This window comes from Kitasatospora sp. NPDC004669, from assembly GCF_040609455.1.
Lineage (GTDB): Bacteria > Actinomycetota > Actinomycetes > Streptomycetales > Streptomycetaceae > Kitasatospora.
Genome location: NZ_JBEXKB010000003.1, coordinates 106,380 through 121,216, shown reverse-complemented (window position 1 = coordinate 121,216; position 14,837 = coordinate 106,380). Strand labels below are relative to the sequence as shown.

General features: G+C 72.7%; 15 protein-coding genes. 13 read left to right on the top strand and 2 right to left on the bottom strand.

What is annotated here, in order from left to right:
- Window positions 1-18: 18 nt before the first annotated feature.
- Both ABZW30_RS04150 and htpX read right to left on the bottom strand, forming a co-directional pair.
- Complete coding sequence (locus ABZW30_RS04150) at window positions 19-603, bottom strand: hypothetical protein (protein WP_355669484.1); 585 nt, start codon at window positions 601-603, stop codon at window positions 19-21.
- A gap of 44 nt (window positions 604-647) precedes the next feature.
- A complete protein-coding gene (gene htpX / locus ABZW30_RS04145) occupies window positions 648-1,568 on the bottom strand; it encodes a zinc metalloprotease HtpX (protein WP_355669483.1) in 921 nt (306 codons plus the stop codon).
- Between the two features lie 268 nt (window positions 1,569-1,836).
- Between htpX and hrcA the strand changes: the two genes are divergently transcribed.
- The 13 genes from hrcA to ABZW30_RS04080 all read left to right on the top strand — a co-directional run bounded on the left by hrcA (window position 1,837) and on the right by ABZW30_RS04080 (window position 14,801).
- Complete coding sequence (gene hrcA / locus ABZW30_RS04140; protein WP_355669482.1) at window positions 1,837-2,871, top strand: heat-inducible transcriptional repressor HrcA; 1,035 nt, start codon at window positions 1,837-1,839, stop codon at window positions 2,869-2,871.
- 74 nt (window positions 2,872-2,945) lie between these two features.
- Complete coding sequence (dnaJ, locus tag ABZW30_RS04135; RefSeq protein WP_355669481.1) at window positions 2,946-4,088, top strand: molecular chaperone DnaJ; 1,143 nt, start codon at window positions 2,946-2,948, stop codon at window positions 4,086-4,088.
- An 85-nt stretch (window positions 4,089-4,173) separates the two neighbouring features.
- Complete coding sequence (locus ABZW30_RS04130) at window positions 4,174-4,923, top strand: 16S rRNA (uracil(1498)-N(3))-methyltransferase (RefSeq protein ID WP_355669480.1); 750 nt, start codon at window positions 4,174-4,176, stop codon at window positions 4,921-4,923.
- A 71-nt stretch (window positions 4,924-4,994) separates the two neighbouring features.
- Window positions 4,995-8,261, top strand: coding sequence for a S41 family peptidase (locus ABZW30_RS04125; RefSeq protein ID WP_355669479.1), 3,267 nt, complete (start codon window positions 4,995-4,997; stop codon window positions 8,259-8,261).
- A 133-nt stretch (window positions 8,262-8,394) separates the two neighbouring features.
- Window positions 8,395-9,063: an RDD family protein gene (locus ABZW30_RS04120; RefSeq protein WP_355669478.1), complete on the top strand. Its 669-nt coding sequence runs from the start codon at window positions 8,395-8,397 to the stop codon at window positions 9,061-9,063.
- 46 nt (window positions 9,064-9,109) lie between these two features.
- The gene (locus tag ABZW30_RS04115; RefSeq protein ID WP_355669477.1) at window positions 9,110-9,463 is read left to right on the top strand and encodes a histidine triad nucleotide-binding protein; all 354 of its coding nucleotides are present in this window, start codon (window positions 9,110-9,112) and stop codon (window positions 9,461-9,463) included.
- A 5-nt stretch (window positions 9,464-9,468) separates the two neighbouring features.
- Window positions 9,469-10,392 carry a ribonuclease Z gene (locus tag ABZW30_RS04110; RefSeq protein ID WP_355669476.1) on the top strand — a complete coding sequence of 308 codons (924 nt, stop codon included), beginning with the start codon at window positions 9,469-9,471 and terminating at the stop codon, window positions 10,390-10,392.
- A 299-nt stretch (window positions 10,393-10,691) separates the two neighbouring features.
- Window positions 10,692-11,723 carry a PhoH family protein gene (locus tag ABZW30_RS04105; protein ID WP_355669589.1) on the top strand — a complete coding sequence of 344 codons (1,032 nt, stop codon included), beginning with the start codon at window positions 10,692-10,694 and terminating at the stop codon, window positions 11,721-11,723.
- A 14-nt stretch (window positions 11,724-11,737) separates the two neighbouring features.
- Window positions 11,738-12,232, top strand: coding sequence for an rRNA maturation RNase YbeY (gene ybeY / locus ABZW30_RS04100; RefSeq protein ID WP_030061268.1), 495 nt, complete (start codon window positions 11,738-11,740; stop codon window positions 12,230-12,232).
- 19 nt (window positions 12,233-12,251) lie between these two features.
- Window positions 12,252-13,577 carry a hemolysin family protein gene (locus ABZW30_RS04095; protein WP_355669475.1) on the top strand — a complete coding sequence of 442 codons (1,326 nt, stop codon included), beginning with the start codon at window positions 12,252-12,254 and terminating at the stop codon, window positions 13,575-13,577.
- Window positions 13,578-13,610: 33 nt separating this feature from the next.
- Window positions 13,611-13,847, top strand: a complete 237-nt coding sequence (locus ABZW30_RS04090; protein WP_355669474.1) for a hypothetical protein — start codon at window positions 13,611-13,613, stop codon at window positions 13,845-13,847.
- A gap of 26 nt (window positions 13,848-13,873) precedes the next feature.
- Window positions 13,874-14,419, top strand: coding sequence for a DUF4383 domain-containing protein (locus tag ABZW30_RS04085; RefSeq protein WP_355669473.1), 546 nt, complete (start codon window positions 13,874-13,876; stop codon window positions 14,417-14,419).
- 28 nt (window positions 14,420-14,447) lie between these two features.
- Complete coding sequence (locus ABZW30_RS04080; RefSeq protein ID WP_355669472.1) at window positions 14,448-14,801, top strand: cytidine deaminase; 354 nt, start codon at window positions 14,448-14,450, stop codon at window positions 14,799-14,801.
- The last annotated feature ends 36 nt before the right edge of the window (window positions 14,802-14,837 follow it).

The following is a 14,837-nucleotide window of genomic DNA, read 5'->3' as shown; positions in this document are numbered from 1 at the left end:
GGGATGGCGGCCGGACCGTCAGAGGCCCGGCGCGCCCCAGACCGGGAACCAGCGGCTCAGGTCCTTCTCCAGCCGCAGGTCGTTCCCCAGCATCGCGTTGACCTGCAGCTCCAGCGGGCTGTTGCGCCGCTCGCCGCCGCCGGGCATCGGGGCGAAGGGGTAGAAGGTGCCGCGCTTGTAGAGGTAGACCAGGGCCAGCGACTGGCCCTCCGGGTTGCGGAAGCAGACCAGCGAGCAGAGCAGCTGCGGCCCGAAGCCGTTCGCCTCCAGCTCGCTGTTGACCGCGTGCAGGTCGTTCACCAGCTCCGGCAGCTCCTCGGGCCGGTGCCGGGCGAGCAGCCAGGAGTAGCCGTAGCCGTCCTTGGAGGCCTCCACCGGCACGCCGCCGCGCTCGGTGTCGGCGTCCAGCAGCGCCCGGACCTGCTGCTCGACCTGGACGAAGGCCGCGCCCTCCACGGCCGCGAAGCAGACCGAACCGAGCCCGGTGGGGGTGAACCCGGCCCCGGCCTCCAGGGTGAGCGCGGCGGACGGCACGCCGAACAGCTGGTCGAGGTCGGGCTTGACGGGCTTGGTGCGGCCGAACAGGGCGTCCAGGAATCCCACGGCGGTCCTCTCGGATCATTCGGATCATTCGGGTCGGGCGGTGATCAGCGGCCGAGCTGCTCGGAGATCTTCGCCAGCTGTGCCAGCCGCTTCTCCAGCGACGGGTGGGTGGAGAGCAGCTGCGAGGCGGTCTCCCGGGCGCTCAGCGCGGGGGCGAACCAGAAGGCGTTGTACGGCTGGGACTTGCGCAGGTCCTCGGTGGGGATGGCCGCGATCTGTCCGGTCACCTTGGTCAGGGCCGAGGCCAGGGAGCTGGGCCGGCCGGTGAGCTGGGCCGCGGCCCGGTCGGCGGCCAGCTCGCGGTAGCGGGAGAGCAGCCGGGTGAGCAGGAAGCTGATCGCGTAGACGACCATCGACACCAGCGGGACGATCAGCGCCACGATGGCCGCGTTCTGGTCGTTGTTGTTGCGCCCGCCGCCCATGAACCCGCCGTACAAGGCGATCCGGGTCATCGCCCCGGCGAGCACGCCGAGGAATCCGGCGATGGTCATCACGGCGACGTCCCGGTGGGCGACGTGGGACAGCTCGTGCGCCAGGACGCCTTCCAGTTCCTCCGGTTCGAGCCGGCGCAGCAGACCGGTGGTGACGCAGACCACCGCGTTCTGCGGGTTGCGGCCGGTGGCGAAGGCGTTGGGCATGTCGTTGTCGGCGACCGCCACGCGGGGCTTGGGCATGTCGGCCAGCGCGCAGAGCCGGTCGATGGTGCCGTGCAGTTGGGGGTACTGTTCCTCGGTCACCTGGTGGGCGCCCATCGCCCGCTCGGTGATCTTGTCGCTGAACCAGAACTGGGCCACGAACAGCCCGCCGGAGATCAGCACGATCAGCGGCCAGGCCCCGCGCAGCAGCGCGATCAGCAGGCCCGTGAAACCGACGTACAGCAGCCCGATCACGAACATCGTCGCGACCATGCGGCCGGTCAGGCCGCGGTCGGGCGCGAAACGGGTGTGCTGGCCCGAGCTCGACATCGCTTGCTCCTCCATTCGCCGTCGCTTTCGATGCTGCCACCCGGACGGTCCCCGAGCACCATCCCGTGCACGGGGAGTGTCGCGGCCCCGCCTCGAACTGCGGGCAGGATCACCCCGGGCGGGCCGTTCCTGCGAAAGGACCCGGGCCTTACACTGGCAGGTACGGTTCTGGCACTCGTGTGCGCAGAGTGCCAGGGTCGGGGTCCTTTCCAGGAGTGGCCCGCAGCATCACAGACGGACAACGTGCGAAGACGGAGGTGCGTGCCCCATGGCCGGTGAGGTCCGCCAACTGGACGACCGCAAGCTCGCCGTTCTGCGTGCCATCGTCCAGGACTACGTGGGCACCGAGGAGCCGGTCGGCTCCAAGGCCCTGGTGGACCGGCACAACCTCGGGGTCTCCCCGGCCACCGTGCGCAACGACATGGCGGCGCTGGAGGAGGAGGGGTACATCCACCAGCCGCACACCAGCGCGGGGCGCATCCCCACCGACAAGGGCTACCGGCTGTTCGTCGACAAGCTGGCCGAGGTCAAGCCGATGAGCGCCCCGGAGCGCCGGGCGATCAGGCACTTCCTGGACGGCGCGGTCGACCTGGACGACGTGGTCGCCCGCACGGTGCGGCTGCTCGCCCAGCTGACCCGGCAGGTCGCCGTGGTCCAGTACCCTTCGCTGACCCGTTCCACCGTCCGGCACATCGAGCTGGTGGCGCTGGCTCCGGCCAAGGTGATGCTGGTCCTGATCACCAACACCGGCCGGGTCGAGCAGCGGATGGTCGACTGCCCGGGCACGGTCGGCGAGACGGTCCTGGCCGACCTGCGCGCGCGGATCAACGCGCGGGCGGCCGGCCAGCGGCTGCCGGACGTCCCGGGCCTGCTGGAGGAGCTGCCGGCCACCTTCGAGCAGATCGACCGGCCGACCGTCAGTACGGTCCTGGTGACCCTGTTCGAGGCGCTGGCCGAGCAGAGCGAGGAGCGGATCATGCTGGCCGGCACGGCCAACCTGACCCGGTTGGGGCACGACTTCCCGCTCACCATCCAGCCGGTGCTGGAGGCCCTGGAGGAGCAGGTCGTCCTGCTCCGCCTCCTGGGTGAGACCACGGACGCCGCGATGACGGTCCGGATCGGGCGGGAGAACGCGTACGAAGGGCTGAATTCCACCTCGGTGGTGTCGGTCGGCTACGGTTCGGGCGACGAGAGCGTGGCCAAACTGGGTGTGATCGGTCCGACCCGGATGGACTACCCGGGCACAATGGGGGCGGTGCGAGCAGTGGCACGGTACGTGGGTCAGATCCTGGCCGAGTCGTAGCAAGCAGACCGCTGTTACACAAGTAACGGCGGTGTCCAGTCGCACTACTACAGGCGGAACAAGCGGAGCATTTGGTGGCCACGGACTACTACGCGGTACTCGGCGTCCGACGGGATGCGGGGCAGGACGAGATCAAGAAGGCGTTCCGGCGCCTGGCACGCGAACTGCACCCGGACGTCAACCCGGACCCGAAGACGCAGGAGCGGTTCAAGGAGATCAACGCCGCCTACGAGGTGCTCTCCGACCCGCAGAAGCGTCAGGTCTACGACCTCGGCGGCGACCCGCTGTCGCCGGGCGGCGGCGGTGGCGCGGGCGGCTTCGGCGCCGGCGCGGCGGGCTTCGGCTTCTCCGACATCATGGACGCCTTCTTCGGCGCCGCGGCCGGCCAACGCGGCCCGCGCTCGCGCACCCGCCGCGGCCAGGACGCCATGATCCGGCTGGAGATCACCCTGGAGGAGGCCGCCTTCGGCACCACCAAGGAACTCCAGGTCGACACCGCCGTCACCTGCACCACCTGCAGCGGCGAGGGCGCGGCCCCCGGCACCTCCGCGCAGACCTGCGACATGTGCCGCGGCAAGGGCGAGGTCTCCCAGGTCACCCGCTCCTTCCTGGGGCAGGTCATGACCTCCCGCCCCTGCCCGCAGTGCCAGGGCTTCGGCACCGTCGTGCCGACCCCGTGCCCGGAGTGCGCCGGCGACGGCCGGGTCCGCGCCCGCCGCACCCTGACCGTCAAGATCCCGGCCGGTGTCGACAACGGCACCCGGATCCAGCTGGCCGGCGAGGGCGAGGTCGGCCCCGGCGGCGGCCCGGCCGGCGACCTGTACGTCGAGATCGCCGAGACCACCCACACCGTCTTCCAGCGGCGCGGGGACGACCTGCACTGCACCGTCACCATCCCGATGACGGCCGCCGCGCTCGGCACCCAGGTGCCGCTGCAGACCCTGGACGGGCTGGAGGAGGTCGACATCCGGCCCGGCACCCAGTCCGGTCAGTCGATCCCGCTGCACGGCCGGGGCATCACCCACCTGCGCGGGGGCGGCCGGGGCGACCTGATAGTGCATGTCGAGGTCCAGACGCCCACCAAGCTCGACCCCGAGCAGGAGGAGCTGCTGCGCCGGCTCGCCGTGCTGCGCGGTGAGGAGCGCCCGTCCGGCCAGTTCGCGCCGGGCCAGCAGGGCCTGTTCTCGCGCCTGAAGGACGCCTTCAACGGCCGGTAGGCCGCCCGGGAGGGGGTGTCGGGGTCAGAGCCCCGGCACCCCCTTCGCGTTCCTGTTCCGCCCATTCCCTCCGGAGGACCACCCCATGACCGCCCCCGTCTTCGTCGTCGAGACCGAGCGGATCGCCGCCGCCGCGCCCGGGGCGCTGGTGCGCCTGGACGGGGCGGAGGGGCGGCACGCGGCCGCGGTGAAGCGGCTGGAGGCCGGCGAGGCGGTGACCCTCGCGGACGGGCTGGGGCTCGGCGTGGACGGGACGGTCGCCGAGGTGCTCGGCAAGGACGCGATCGACGTCACGGTGGCCGCCGTGCGCCGGGAGCCGGAGCCGGCGCCGCGGATCGTCGTCGTCCAGGCGCTGCCCAAGGGCGACCGCGGCGAGCTGGCCGTGGAGACCATGACCGAGGTCGGCGTGGACGTGGTGATCCCCTGGGCCGCCTCGCGCTGCATCACCCAGTGGAAGGGCGACCGCGGTGCCAAGGCGCTCGCCAAGTGGCGGGCCACCGCCCGGGAGGCGGGCAAGCAGTCCCGCCGACTGCGCTTCCCCGAGGTGCGCGAGCCGATGACCACCAGGCAGCTGGCCCCGCTGCTGGCCCAGGCCTCCCTCGCCGCGGTGCTGCACGAGGAGGGCGCCGAGCCGCTGGCGCACGCCGCGCTGCCCGCGGCCGGGGACATCGTGCTGGTGGTCGGCCCGGAGGGCGGGGTCTCCCCGGAGGAGCTGGCCGCCTTCGCCGAGGCGGGTGCGAAGCCCTACCGGCTGGGCCCCTCGGTGCTGCGCACCTCCACCGCCGGGGTGGCCGCAGGGGCGCTGCTGCTGGGGCGCACCGGCCGCTGGGCGTAACCCCCCGCACGCCGGGTCGGGAGTTGCGGAAAACGGAGCGGCTCGTACCCGCGCCTGCCTACGCTGGCGGCGTGACGGACTCCCTGAGCACCTCTGCGGGCGCCTATCTGCGCCATCCCCATCTGCACGGTGACCTGGTCACCTTCGTCGCCGAGGACGACCTCTGGCTGGCCCCGCTGGACGGCGGCCGGGCCTGGCGGCTGACGGCCGATCACCTGCCGGTGCACCACCCCCGGTTCTCCCCGGACGGGCGGCACATCGCCTTCTCCTCCACCCGGGACGGCGCCCCCGAGGTGCACGTGGTGTCGGTGGACGGCGGGCCGTCCAGGCGGCTCACCCACTGGGGCAGCGACCAGACCCGGGTGCAGGGCTGGACGGCCGACGGCCGCCCGATCGCCACCACCGGCGCCGGCGAGGCCAGTACGCGCCGCAGCTGGGCGCACGCGGTGCCGCTGGACGGCGGCGAGCCGGTGCGGCTGCCGTACGGGCCGGTCGGCGGGCTCGCCTTCGAGCCGGACGGGGAGAGGGTGCTGCTGGTCACCGTCAACAACCGCGAGCCGGCCTGGTGGAAGCGCTACCGGGGCGGCCGGGTGGGCAAGTTGTGGCTCGGCCGGGACGAATTCACCCGCGTGCACGAGGAGTTGGAGGGGCAGCTCGACTCCCCGCTGTGGGTGGCCGGGCCCGTCCCGCCCGATGGCGGACCGAGCAGTCGGATCGCCTTCCTGTCCGACCACGAGGGCGTCGGCGAGCTGTGGTCCAGCCGCCCGGACGGCTCCGACCTGCGCCGCCACACCGGTGACCCGGACGGCTTCTACGCCCGCAACGCGAGCACCGACGGCACCCGGGTCGTCCTCCACCGCGCCGGCGACCTGTGGCTGCTGGACGACCTGGACGGCGCCGAGCCGCGCCGCCTGGACATCCGGCTGGCCGGCTCGCGCACCGGCCGCCGTCCCCGCCCGGTGCACGCCGCGCACTGGCTGGAGTCCGTCGCCCCCGACCGCACCGGCCGGGCCGGCGCCGTCGTGGTGCGCGGCAGCGTGCACTGGCTGACCCACCGCGAGGGCCCGGCACGGGTCCTGGACGAGACCCCGGGCGTGCGCGCGCGGCTGGCCCGGGTGGTGCCGGGTGAGGACGGCGCCCAGGGCGTGCTCTGGGTGTCCGACGCCGAGGGCGAGGACGCGCTGGAGTACGCCCCGGCCGTGCACGGCGCCGAGCGGCGCCGGCTGGCCGCCGGGCAGCTCGGCCGGGTCAACTCGCTGGTGGTCTCCCCGGACGGCAAGCAGGCGGCGCTGGGCGTGCACGACGGCCGGGTGCTGCTGGTGGCGCTGGCCGACGGCGCGGTGCACGAGCTGGAGCGCAGCACCGACGGCGAGGTGAGCGGGCTGGCGTTCAGCCCGGACTCGGCCTGGCTGGCCTGGTCCCGCCCGGTGCACGGGGTGGGCCCGTACTCGTTGCGCCAGATCGTGCTGGCCAACCTGGCCACCCGCACCGTCAGCGAGGTCACCCAGCAGCGCTTCATCGACACCTCGCCCGCCTTCACCGCGGACGGCCGCTACCTGGCCTTCCTGTCGGTGCGCAACTTCGACCCGGTCTACGACGCGCACGTCTTCGACCTGTCCTTCCCGAACGGCTGCCGCCCGTACCTGATCACGCTGGCCGCCGACACGCCGTCCCCGTTCGGCCCGCAGCGGGCCGGGCGGCCGCTCGGCGGGGAGGAGGACGAGCCCAAGGCGCGGAAGGCGGACGGCGAGGAGGGCGCGGCCGAGGCCGCCCCGGCGACCAGGGTGGACCTGGACGGCATCGCCGACCGGATCGTCCCGTTCCCGGTCGAGGGCGGCCGGTTCCACACGCTGCGCGCCGCCAAGGACGGCGTGCTGTGGACCAGGGCGCCGCTGCTCGGCGAACTCGGCGACGAGGCGGCCTCGCTGGACGACGAGCGGCCGCGCCCGGTGCTGGAGCGCTTCGACCTCAGGAAGCGCCGCGCCGAGCAACTGGTGCACGGCGTCGACGGGTTCGCGGTCAGCGGGGACGGCACCCGGGTGGCCGTGCTGGACGAGGGCGAGCTGCGGATCGTCCCGGCCGACCACAAGGCGGGCGGCGAGGACGACGAGACCGCCGTCGACCTCGCCCGGCTGCGGGTGACCGTCGACCCGGCCGCCGAGTGGCGCCAGATGTACGCCGAGAACGGCCGGCTGATGCGGGACAACTTCTGGCGCCCGGACCTGGGCGGCGTGGACTGGGCCGGGGTGCTGGAGCGCTACCGGCCGCTGGTCGAGCGGGTCGGCTCGCACGACGAACTGGTCGACCTGCTCTGGGAGGTGCACGGCGAACTCGGCACCTCGCACGCCTACGTGATCCCCCACGGCCGGTACACCGAGCCGGCCCGGCGCCAGGGCCTGCTGGGCGCGGACCTGGTCAAGGACGGCGGGCAGTGGCGGATCGCCCGGATCCTGCCCGGCGAGTCCTCCGACCCCCGGGCCCGGTCGCCGCTGGCCGCGCCGGGCGCCGCGATCCGCCCGGGCGACGCGGTGCTGGCCGTCAACGGCCGCCTGGTGGACCCGGTCACCGGCCCGGCGCCGCTGCTGGCCGGCACCGCCGGGCAGCCGGTCGAACTGACGGTGACCGGCAAGGACGGCACCGACCAGCGCAACCCGGTGGTCGTCCCGCTCGCCGACGAGGAGGCGCTGCGCTACCACGACTGGGTGGCCGGGCGGCGGGCCGCGGTGCGCGAGCTGTCCGGCGGCCGGCTCGGCTACCTGCACATCCCGGACATGCAGACGGCCGGCTGGGCCCAACTGCACCGCGACCTGAGCACCGAGATGGCCAAGGAGGGCGTGATCGTCGACATCCGGGACAACCGGGGCGGCCACACCTCGCAGCTGGTGATCGAGAAGCTGGCCCGCCGGATCGTCGGCTGGGACGTCATCCGGGACACCGACCACCCCGTGCCCTACCCGATGGACGCCCCGCGCGGGCCGGTGGTCGCGCTCGCCAACGAGCTGTCCGGCTCGGACGGCGACGTCGTCAACGCCGCCATCCAGGCGCTCGGGATCGGCCCGGTGGTCGGCACCCGCACCTGGGGCGGGGTGATCGGCATCGACAGCCGCTACCGGCTGGTCGACGGCACCCTGGTCACCCAGCCCAAGTACTCGTTCTGGCTGGAGAACTACGGCTGGGGCGTGGAGAACCACGGCGTCGACCCGGACGTCGAGGTGCCGTTCGCCCCGCACCACTGGGCGGCCGGCCAGGACCCGCAGCTGGCCGAGGGCGTGCGGATCGCCCTGGCGGCCCTGGCGCAGACCCCGGCGCGGACGGCGCCGCCGCTGCCCTGGGCGTAGCCGTAGGCGAGATGGACGGGGGTCGAGGGTCCGGAGCGGGAAGTCGGTGGGGCCGATTTCCCGCTCCGGGGCCTGGGTAGGATGCGGGGCTGTCCTTGATCGGGATCTTGATCGACAGCTCACGGGGGAGCACATGGCGCAGGGCTATCCGCCACCGCAGTACCCGCAGAACGGCTACGGGCCGAACCCGTACGCGCAGGGGCCGTACGCCCAGCCGCCGCAGCCGTACGGCCGGAACCCGTACCCGCCGCACGGCCAGCCGGCCCCACAGCCCCAGGCGTACGGCCAGAGCCCCTACCCGCAGGCGCAGCCCGCGCTCCCGCCGTGCCCCAAGGAGGCGGGCGGCGGCCGGCGTTCCCTGGCGATCGTGCTCGACTTCGTCCTCGCGGTCGGCCTCGGCTTCGCCGCCGCCAACGCCGCTGACGCGGCGAGCCGCCCCAAGCCGGTCGCGCACGCGGCCGGCCACGCCGTCCACCACAGCAGCGGCCCGGCGGTGCCCTACTTCGTGACCCTGCTGGGGGTCGGCCTGCTCGCCTCGTTCCTCAACCAGGTGGTGCTCGCCCGGCTCACCGGCTTCAGCGTGGGCAAGGGGATCCTGGCCATGCGGGTGGTGCGCCGCAAGCGCGTCATGCGCCCCAACATGTGGCGGCTCACCCGGCGTTGGCTGCTCGGCTTCGTCTACCTGGCGGTCGTCTTCCTCTCCGAGGACTTCGAGGTGTCAGAGGGGGACATCGTCGGCATGCGCTCGGTGCGCTGGAAGCACCTGCAGGAGTATCAGCAAGCGGTCGGACGGCTCGGCTAGGCTGCGCCCGTACGGCCCACGAACCCACTGACGCGAGGAGAAGCCGATGGCCGGCGAGCCGCAGCCCGACTGCCTGTTCTGCAAGATCGTGGCGGGCGAGATCCCGGCGACCGTGGTGCGCAAGACCGAGCGCACCCTCGCCTTCCGCGACATCGCCCCCAAGGCCCCCGTGCACGTCCTGGTCATCCCGCACGTCCACTACCCGAACGCCGCCGCGCTGGCCGCGGCCGAGCCGGAGATCGCCGGCGAACTGCTCGCCGAGGCGGGCGCGGTGGCCAGGGACGAGGGCATCGAGGACTACCGGCTGATCTTCAACACCGGTGCGGGCGCCGGGCAGACCGTCTTCCACGCCCACGTCCACCTGCTCGGCGGCACGCACATGACCGAGAGCATGGTCTGACCTACGTGTCCCAGCGCGAACTCGTCGTCCTCGGCACCGCCAGCCAGGTGCCCACCCGGCACCGCAACCACAACGGCTACCTGCTCCGCTGGGACGGCGAGGGCCTGCTCTTCGACCCCGGCGAGGGCACCCAGCGACAGATGCTGCACGCCGGGGTCTCGGCCACCCAGATCACCCGGATCGCGGTGACCCACTTCCACGGCGACCACTGCCTGGGCCTCGCCGGGGTGATCCAGCGGATCAACCTTGACCGCGTCCCGCACCCGGTCGACGTCTACTTCCCGGCCTCCGGCGAGGTCTACTTCGAGCGGCTGCGGCACGCCACCGCCTACCACGAGACGGCCGTGCTGCGGCCCCGGCCGATCGACGAGCCGGGCCCGCTGCCCGCCCCCGGCGCCCGCTTCGCGCTGGACGCGATCCGGCTGGACCACCCCGTGGAGTCCTTCGGCTACCGGCTGTCCGAGCCGGACGGCCGCCGCCTGATGCCCGAGCGGCTCGCCGAGTTCGGCGTCTTCGGCCCGGCGGTGGGCCGGCTGCAGCACGAGGGCGCGATCGAGGTGGACGGCCGGACGGTCACCCTGGACCAGGTCAGCGAGCCCAGGCCCGGCCAGAAGTTCGCCTTCGTGATGGACACCCGGCTCTGCGAGGGCGTGCACCGGCTCGCCGAGGGCGCCGACCTGCTGGTGGTCGAGGCGACCTTCACCGACGCCGACGCCCACCTCGCCGAGGACCACGGCCACCTCACCGCGGGCCAGGCCGCCAAGGCCGCCGCCGAGGCGGGCGTGCGCACCCTGGTGCTGACCCACTTCTCCCAGCGCTACCCGGACCTCGGCCAGCACCTGGCCGACGCCCGCAAGCACTTCGACGGGGAGCTGGTGCTCGCCGCCGACCTCGCCCGGGTGCCGGTCCCCGCCCGCCGCCATCCGTGAACGGCACCGAAAACCCCGAGGCCGCATCCGTCAAGAACGAAAAGGGCTCGCGTCGTCCTCCGATCTGCCGCAGCATCGTCGGGTGCGGCCCCGCCGCCCGCCGCAGCGATCACGCTCGCGGCGTACCCTGGTGCCCCGGAGAGACCGAGCGGCACACGACACCACGGATGGGATGAGGCAGGCCCCAGCGCCGACCTATGAGTGACACATCGCAGACCCGTACCCACGGACAGTCGCGCCCCGAACCGGCCGACGACGGCCAGGTGAGCGCCCGGATCGTCATTCCCGAGAAGCACCCGATGGTCACCCTGCTCGGCACGGCGGACTCGCTGCTGCGCGTGATCGAGAAGGGCTTCCCCGCCGCCGACATCCACGTCCGCGGCAACGAGGTGACCGCCACCGGGGCCCGCGCCGAGGTCGCCCTCGTGCAGAAGCTCTTCAGCGAGATGATGCTGGTGCTGCGCACCGGCCAGCCCCTGACGGAGGACGCCGTGGAGCGTTCGATCGCCATGCTCCGCAGCCAGGAGGAGGACCCGGACTCCCCGGCCCCGTCGCAGGTGTTCACCGCGAACATCCTGTCCAACCGGGGTCGCACGATCCGCCCCAAGACCCTCAACCAGCAGCGCTACGTCGACGCGATCGACAAGCACACGATCACCTTCGGCCTCGGCCCGGCCGGCACCGGCAAGACCTACCTGGCGATGGCCAAGGCCGTCCAGGCCCTGCAGGCCAAGGAGGTCAACCGGATCATCCTGACCCGCCCGGCGGTCGAGGCGGGCGAGCGGCTGGGCTTCCTGCCCGGCACCCTCTACGAGAAGATCGACCCGTACCTGCGCCCGCTGTACGACGCGCTGCACGACATGATCGACCCGGACTCCATCCCGCGCCTGATGGCCAGCGGCACCATCGAGGTCGCCCCGCTCGCGTACATGCGCGGCCGCACCCTCAACGACGCCTTCATCATCCTCGACGAGGCCCAGAACACCTCGCCCGAGCAGATCAAGATGTTCCTCACCCGCCTCGGGTTCAACTCCCGGGTGGTGGTCACCGGCGACACCACCCAGATCGACCTCCCGAGCGGTACCAGGAGCGGCCTCAAGGTCGTCCAGGAGATCCTGGCCGACGTGCCGGACATCCACTTCTCCGTCCTCACCAGCACCGACGTGGTCCGCCACAAGCTGGTCGGCCGGATCGTGGACGCGTACGAGCGCTGGGACGCCCGGCAGGAGGTCGAGGACAACGCCCCGGCCGCTCGCAAGCCGGCCCAGCGGCGCCCCGGTAAGACGACCGCGGCGCGCGCACCCCGACAGTCCCATCGCACCGAAAGCTGAGCACACAGCCCGTCATGTCGATCGACATCGCCAACGAGTCCGGCTGGGACGCCGATGAGGAAGCCATCCTCGACGTCGCCCGCTTCGCCCTGGACAAGATGCGGATCCACCCGCAGTCCGAACTGTCCGTGATCCTGGTGGACGGTGCGGCGATGGAGGAGCTGCACATCCAGTGGATGGACCTGCCCGGCCCGACCGACGTGATGTCGTTCCCGATGGACGAGCTGCGTCCCGGCAAGGAGGGCGAGGAACTGCCGCAGGGCCTGCTCGGCGACATCGTGCTCTGCCCCGAGGTCGCCGAGCAGCAGGGCAAGGCGGCCCCCTCCAAGCACTCGATGGACGAGGAGCTGCAGCTGCTCACCGTCCACGGCGTGCTGCACGTCCTCGGCTACGACCACGAGGAGCCGGAGGAAGAGGAGGAGATGTTCGCCCTCCAGAAGCGCATCCTGGACGACTGGCGGGCGGGCCGCGGCCTCGGCGGCATCTCCCCGGCCCCCACCACCCACTGAGCGCGGAGCCCGAACCCCTGTGAGTGGTGAGAGTACGAGCTTCATCCTCGGCGCCGTGGCCCTGGTCGTGCTCGGCTGGTTGGCCGCGTGCGCCGAGGCGGGCATCTCCCGGGTCTCCCGGTTCCGGGCGGAGGAGGCCGTACGGAACGGGCGGCGCGGCTCCGCGCGGCTGCTGACCGTCGCCTCCGACCCGATCCGCTACCTCAACCTGGCGACCCTGATCCGGGTGGCCAGCGAGATGGCGGCGGCCGTCCTGGTCACCGCGGTGTGCGTGCGCAACATCCACCCGACCTGGCGGGCCGTACTGCTGGCCTTCGGCGTGATGGTGCTGGTGTCCTTCGTCGCGGTGGGCGTCTCGCCGCGCACGATCGGGCGTCAGCACCCGATCTCCACCACCACCGCGGCCTCCTTCGTGCTGCTGCCGCTGGCCGCGGTGCTCGGCCCGATCCCGCGGCTGCTGATCCTGCTCGGCAACGCGCTCACGCCGGGCAAGGGCTACCGGGAGGGGCCGTTCGCCTCCGAGGCGGAGCTGCGGGCCCTGGTCGACCTCGCCGAGAAGGACGACCTGATCGAGGACGAGGAGCGCCGGATGGTGCACTCGGTCTTCGAGCTGGGCGACACCATCGTGCGCGAGGTGATGGTGCCGCGCACCGACCTGGTGATGATCGAGCGGCACAAGACCGTCCGGCAGGCGCTCACCCTGGCGCTGCGCTCGGGCTTCTCGCGGATCCCGGTGGTCGGCGACAACGAGGACGACGTGGTCGGCATCGTCTACCTCAAGGACCTGGTGCGCCGCACCCACATCAACCGCGAGGCGGAGGCCGAGGAGGTCGGCGCGGTGATGCGCCCGGCCGTCTTCGTACCGGACTCCAAGCCGGCCGGTGACCTGCTGCGCGAGATGCAGCAGCGCCGCTCGCACGTCGCGATCGTGATCGACGAGTACGGCGGCACGGCCGGCCTGGTCACCATCGAGGACATCCTGGAGGAGATCGTCGGCGAGATCACCGACGAGTACGACCGGGAGATCGCGCCGATCGAGGACCTCGGCGACGGCTCGTACCGGGTCACCGCCCGCCTGCTGGTGGAGGACCTGGGCGAGCTGTTCGGCATCGAGCTGGAGGACGAGGACGTCGAGACCGTCGGCGGTCTGCTGGCCAAGCACCTCGGGCGGGTGCCGATCCCCGGTTCCTCCTGCGAGATCCCGCTGCCAGACTCCGACGACACCGGCCTGACCGGCATCCTGCTGACCGCCGAGTCCTCGGCCGGGCGGCGCAACCGGATCGGCTCGGTGGTCGCCTCGCCCGTGCGCTGGACGGCCGGTGCCGCGGAGGCGGCGGGCGAGTAGCGGGCCCGGGGCCGCCGCGCGACTATGGAGGGCATGACGCACAAACTTCGCGCGGAGTACGGCCCGCAGGGGACGGCCGGCGGGGTGAAGTCCTGGCACGTGGTGCGGGACGGCGACCTGTCGACGGCGCTCTGCGGACGGACCATGCCGGACGACGCGGAGACGCGGCCGGAGGAGGACTGGGGCACCGGGCTGCGCTGCTGCCAGCAGTGCGGCTCGCTCTACATGCACGAGGTACCCCACATGCAGGGGAGCCACCCGTACAGCTAGGCCGTGGTCGAGCCCAGGAGGTCGCCATGAAGCTGCAAGACGAACTGCCCGTCGACCACAAGCTCGTCATGGTCTGGCGGATCGGGGCGGGGCTCGGGGGGGTCTTCCTGATCGTGTTCGGGAGTCTGGGGCTTGCCGACCACCCGGGCATCCTGGACACGAGGGGTGACGAGATCGGCGGGCTGTCGACCAACGGCGCGCTGGCCATCCTGTCCGTCGTGGTGGGCGCGATCCTGGTGCTCGGGGCGGTCATCGGCGGGAACTTCGCGTCCAACCTCAACATGGTGGTCGGTGTGCTGTTCGTGCTGTCCGGCTTCTACGGGCTGGCGGTGCTCGGGCGGCCGGACGCGAACATCCTCAACTTCCGGATGTCGAACGTGCTGTTCGCGTTCCTGTTCGGGATCGTCATCACCACCTTCGGGATGTACGGCCGGGTGAGCAGTCACCTGCCGCACGACAACCCGTTCTGGCGCGCGCGGATCAAGCGCGAGGAGCCGTTGCCCTCCGGGCCGAAGACCTTCGTCAAGATCATGAACCCCAACCCCGGGCGGACCCACCCGGTCGGCCACTGATCTGTGACGGATGCCTATGCTCGGCGGCATGAGTGACATCGTCGAGCTCGACCCCGAAGACAAGAAGATCATCACCCTGGCCCGCTCGGCCCGCGCCCGCAACGGCGTGCCCGAGGGGGCCGCGGTGCGTGACGAGACCGGCCGCACCTACGTGGCCGGGACGGTCGCGCTGGAGTCGCTGAAGCTGAGCGCGCTGCAGACGGCGGTGGCGATGGCGGTGGCCAGCGGCGCGAAGTCGCTGGAGGCGGCCGCCGTGGTGAGCGAGGCCGAGCAGCCGGCCGAGGCCGACCTGGCCGCCGTACGGGACCTGGGCGGGGCCGGGACGCCGGTACTGCTGGCCGGTCCGGACGGGACGCTGCGGGTGTCGGCCGAGGCCCGCTGAGGGGTCTCGGCGGGTCGTACCGCGGGCACTGCCCCC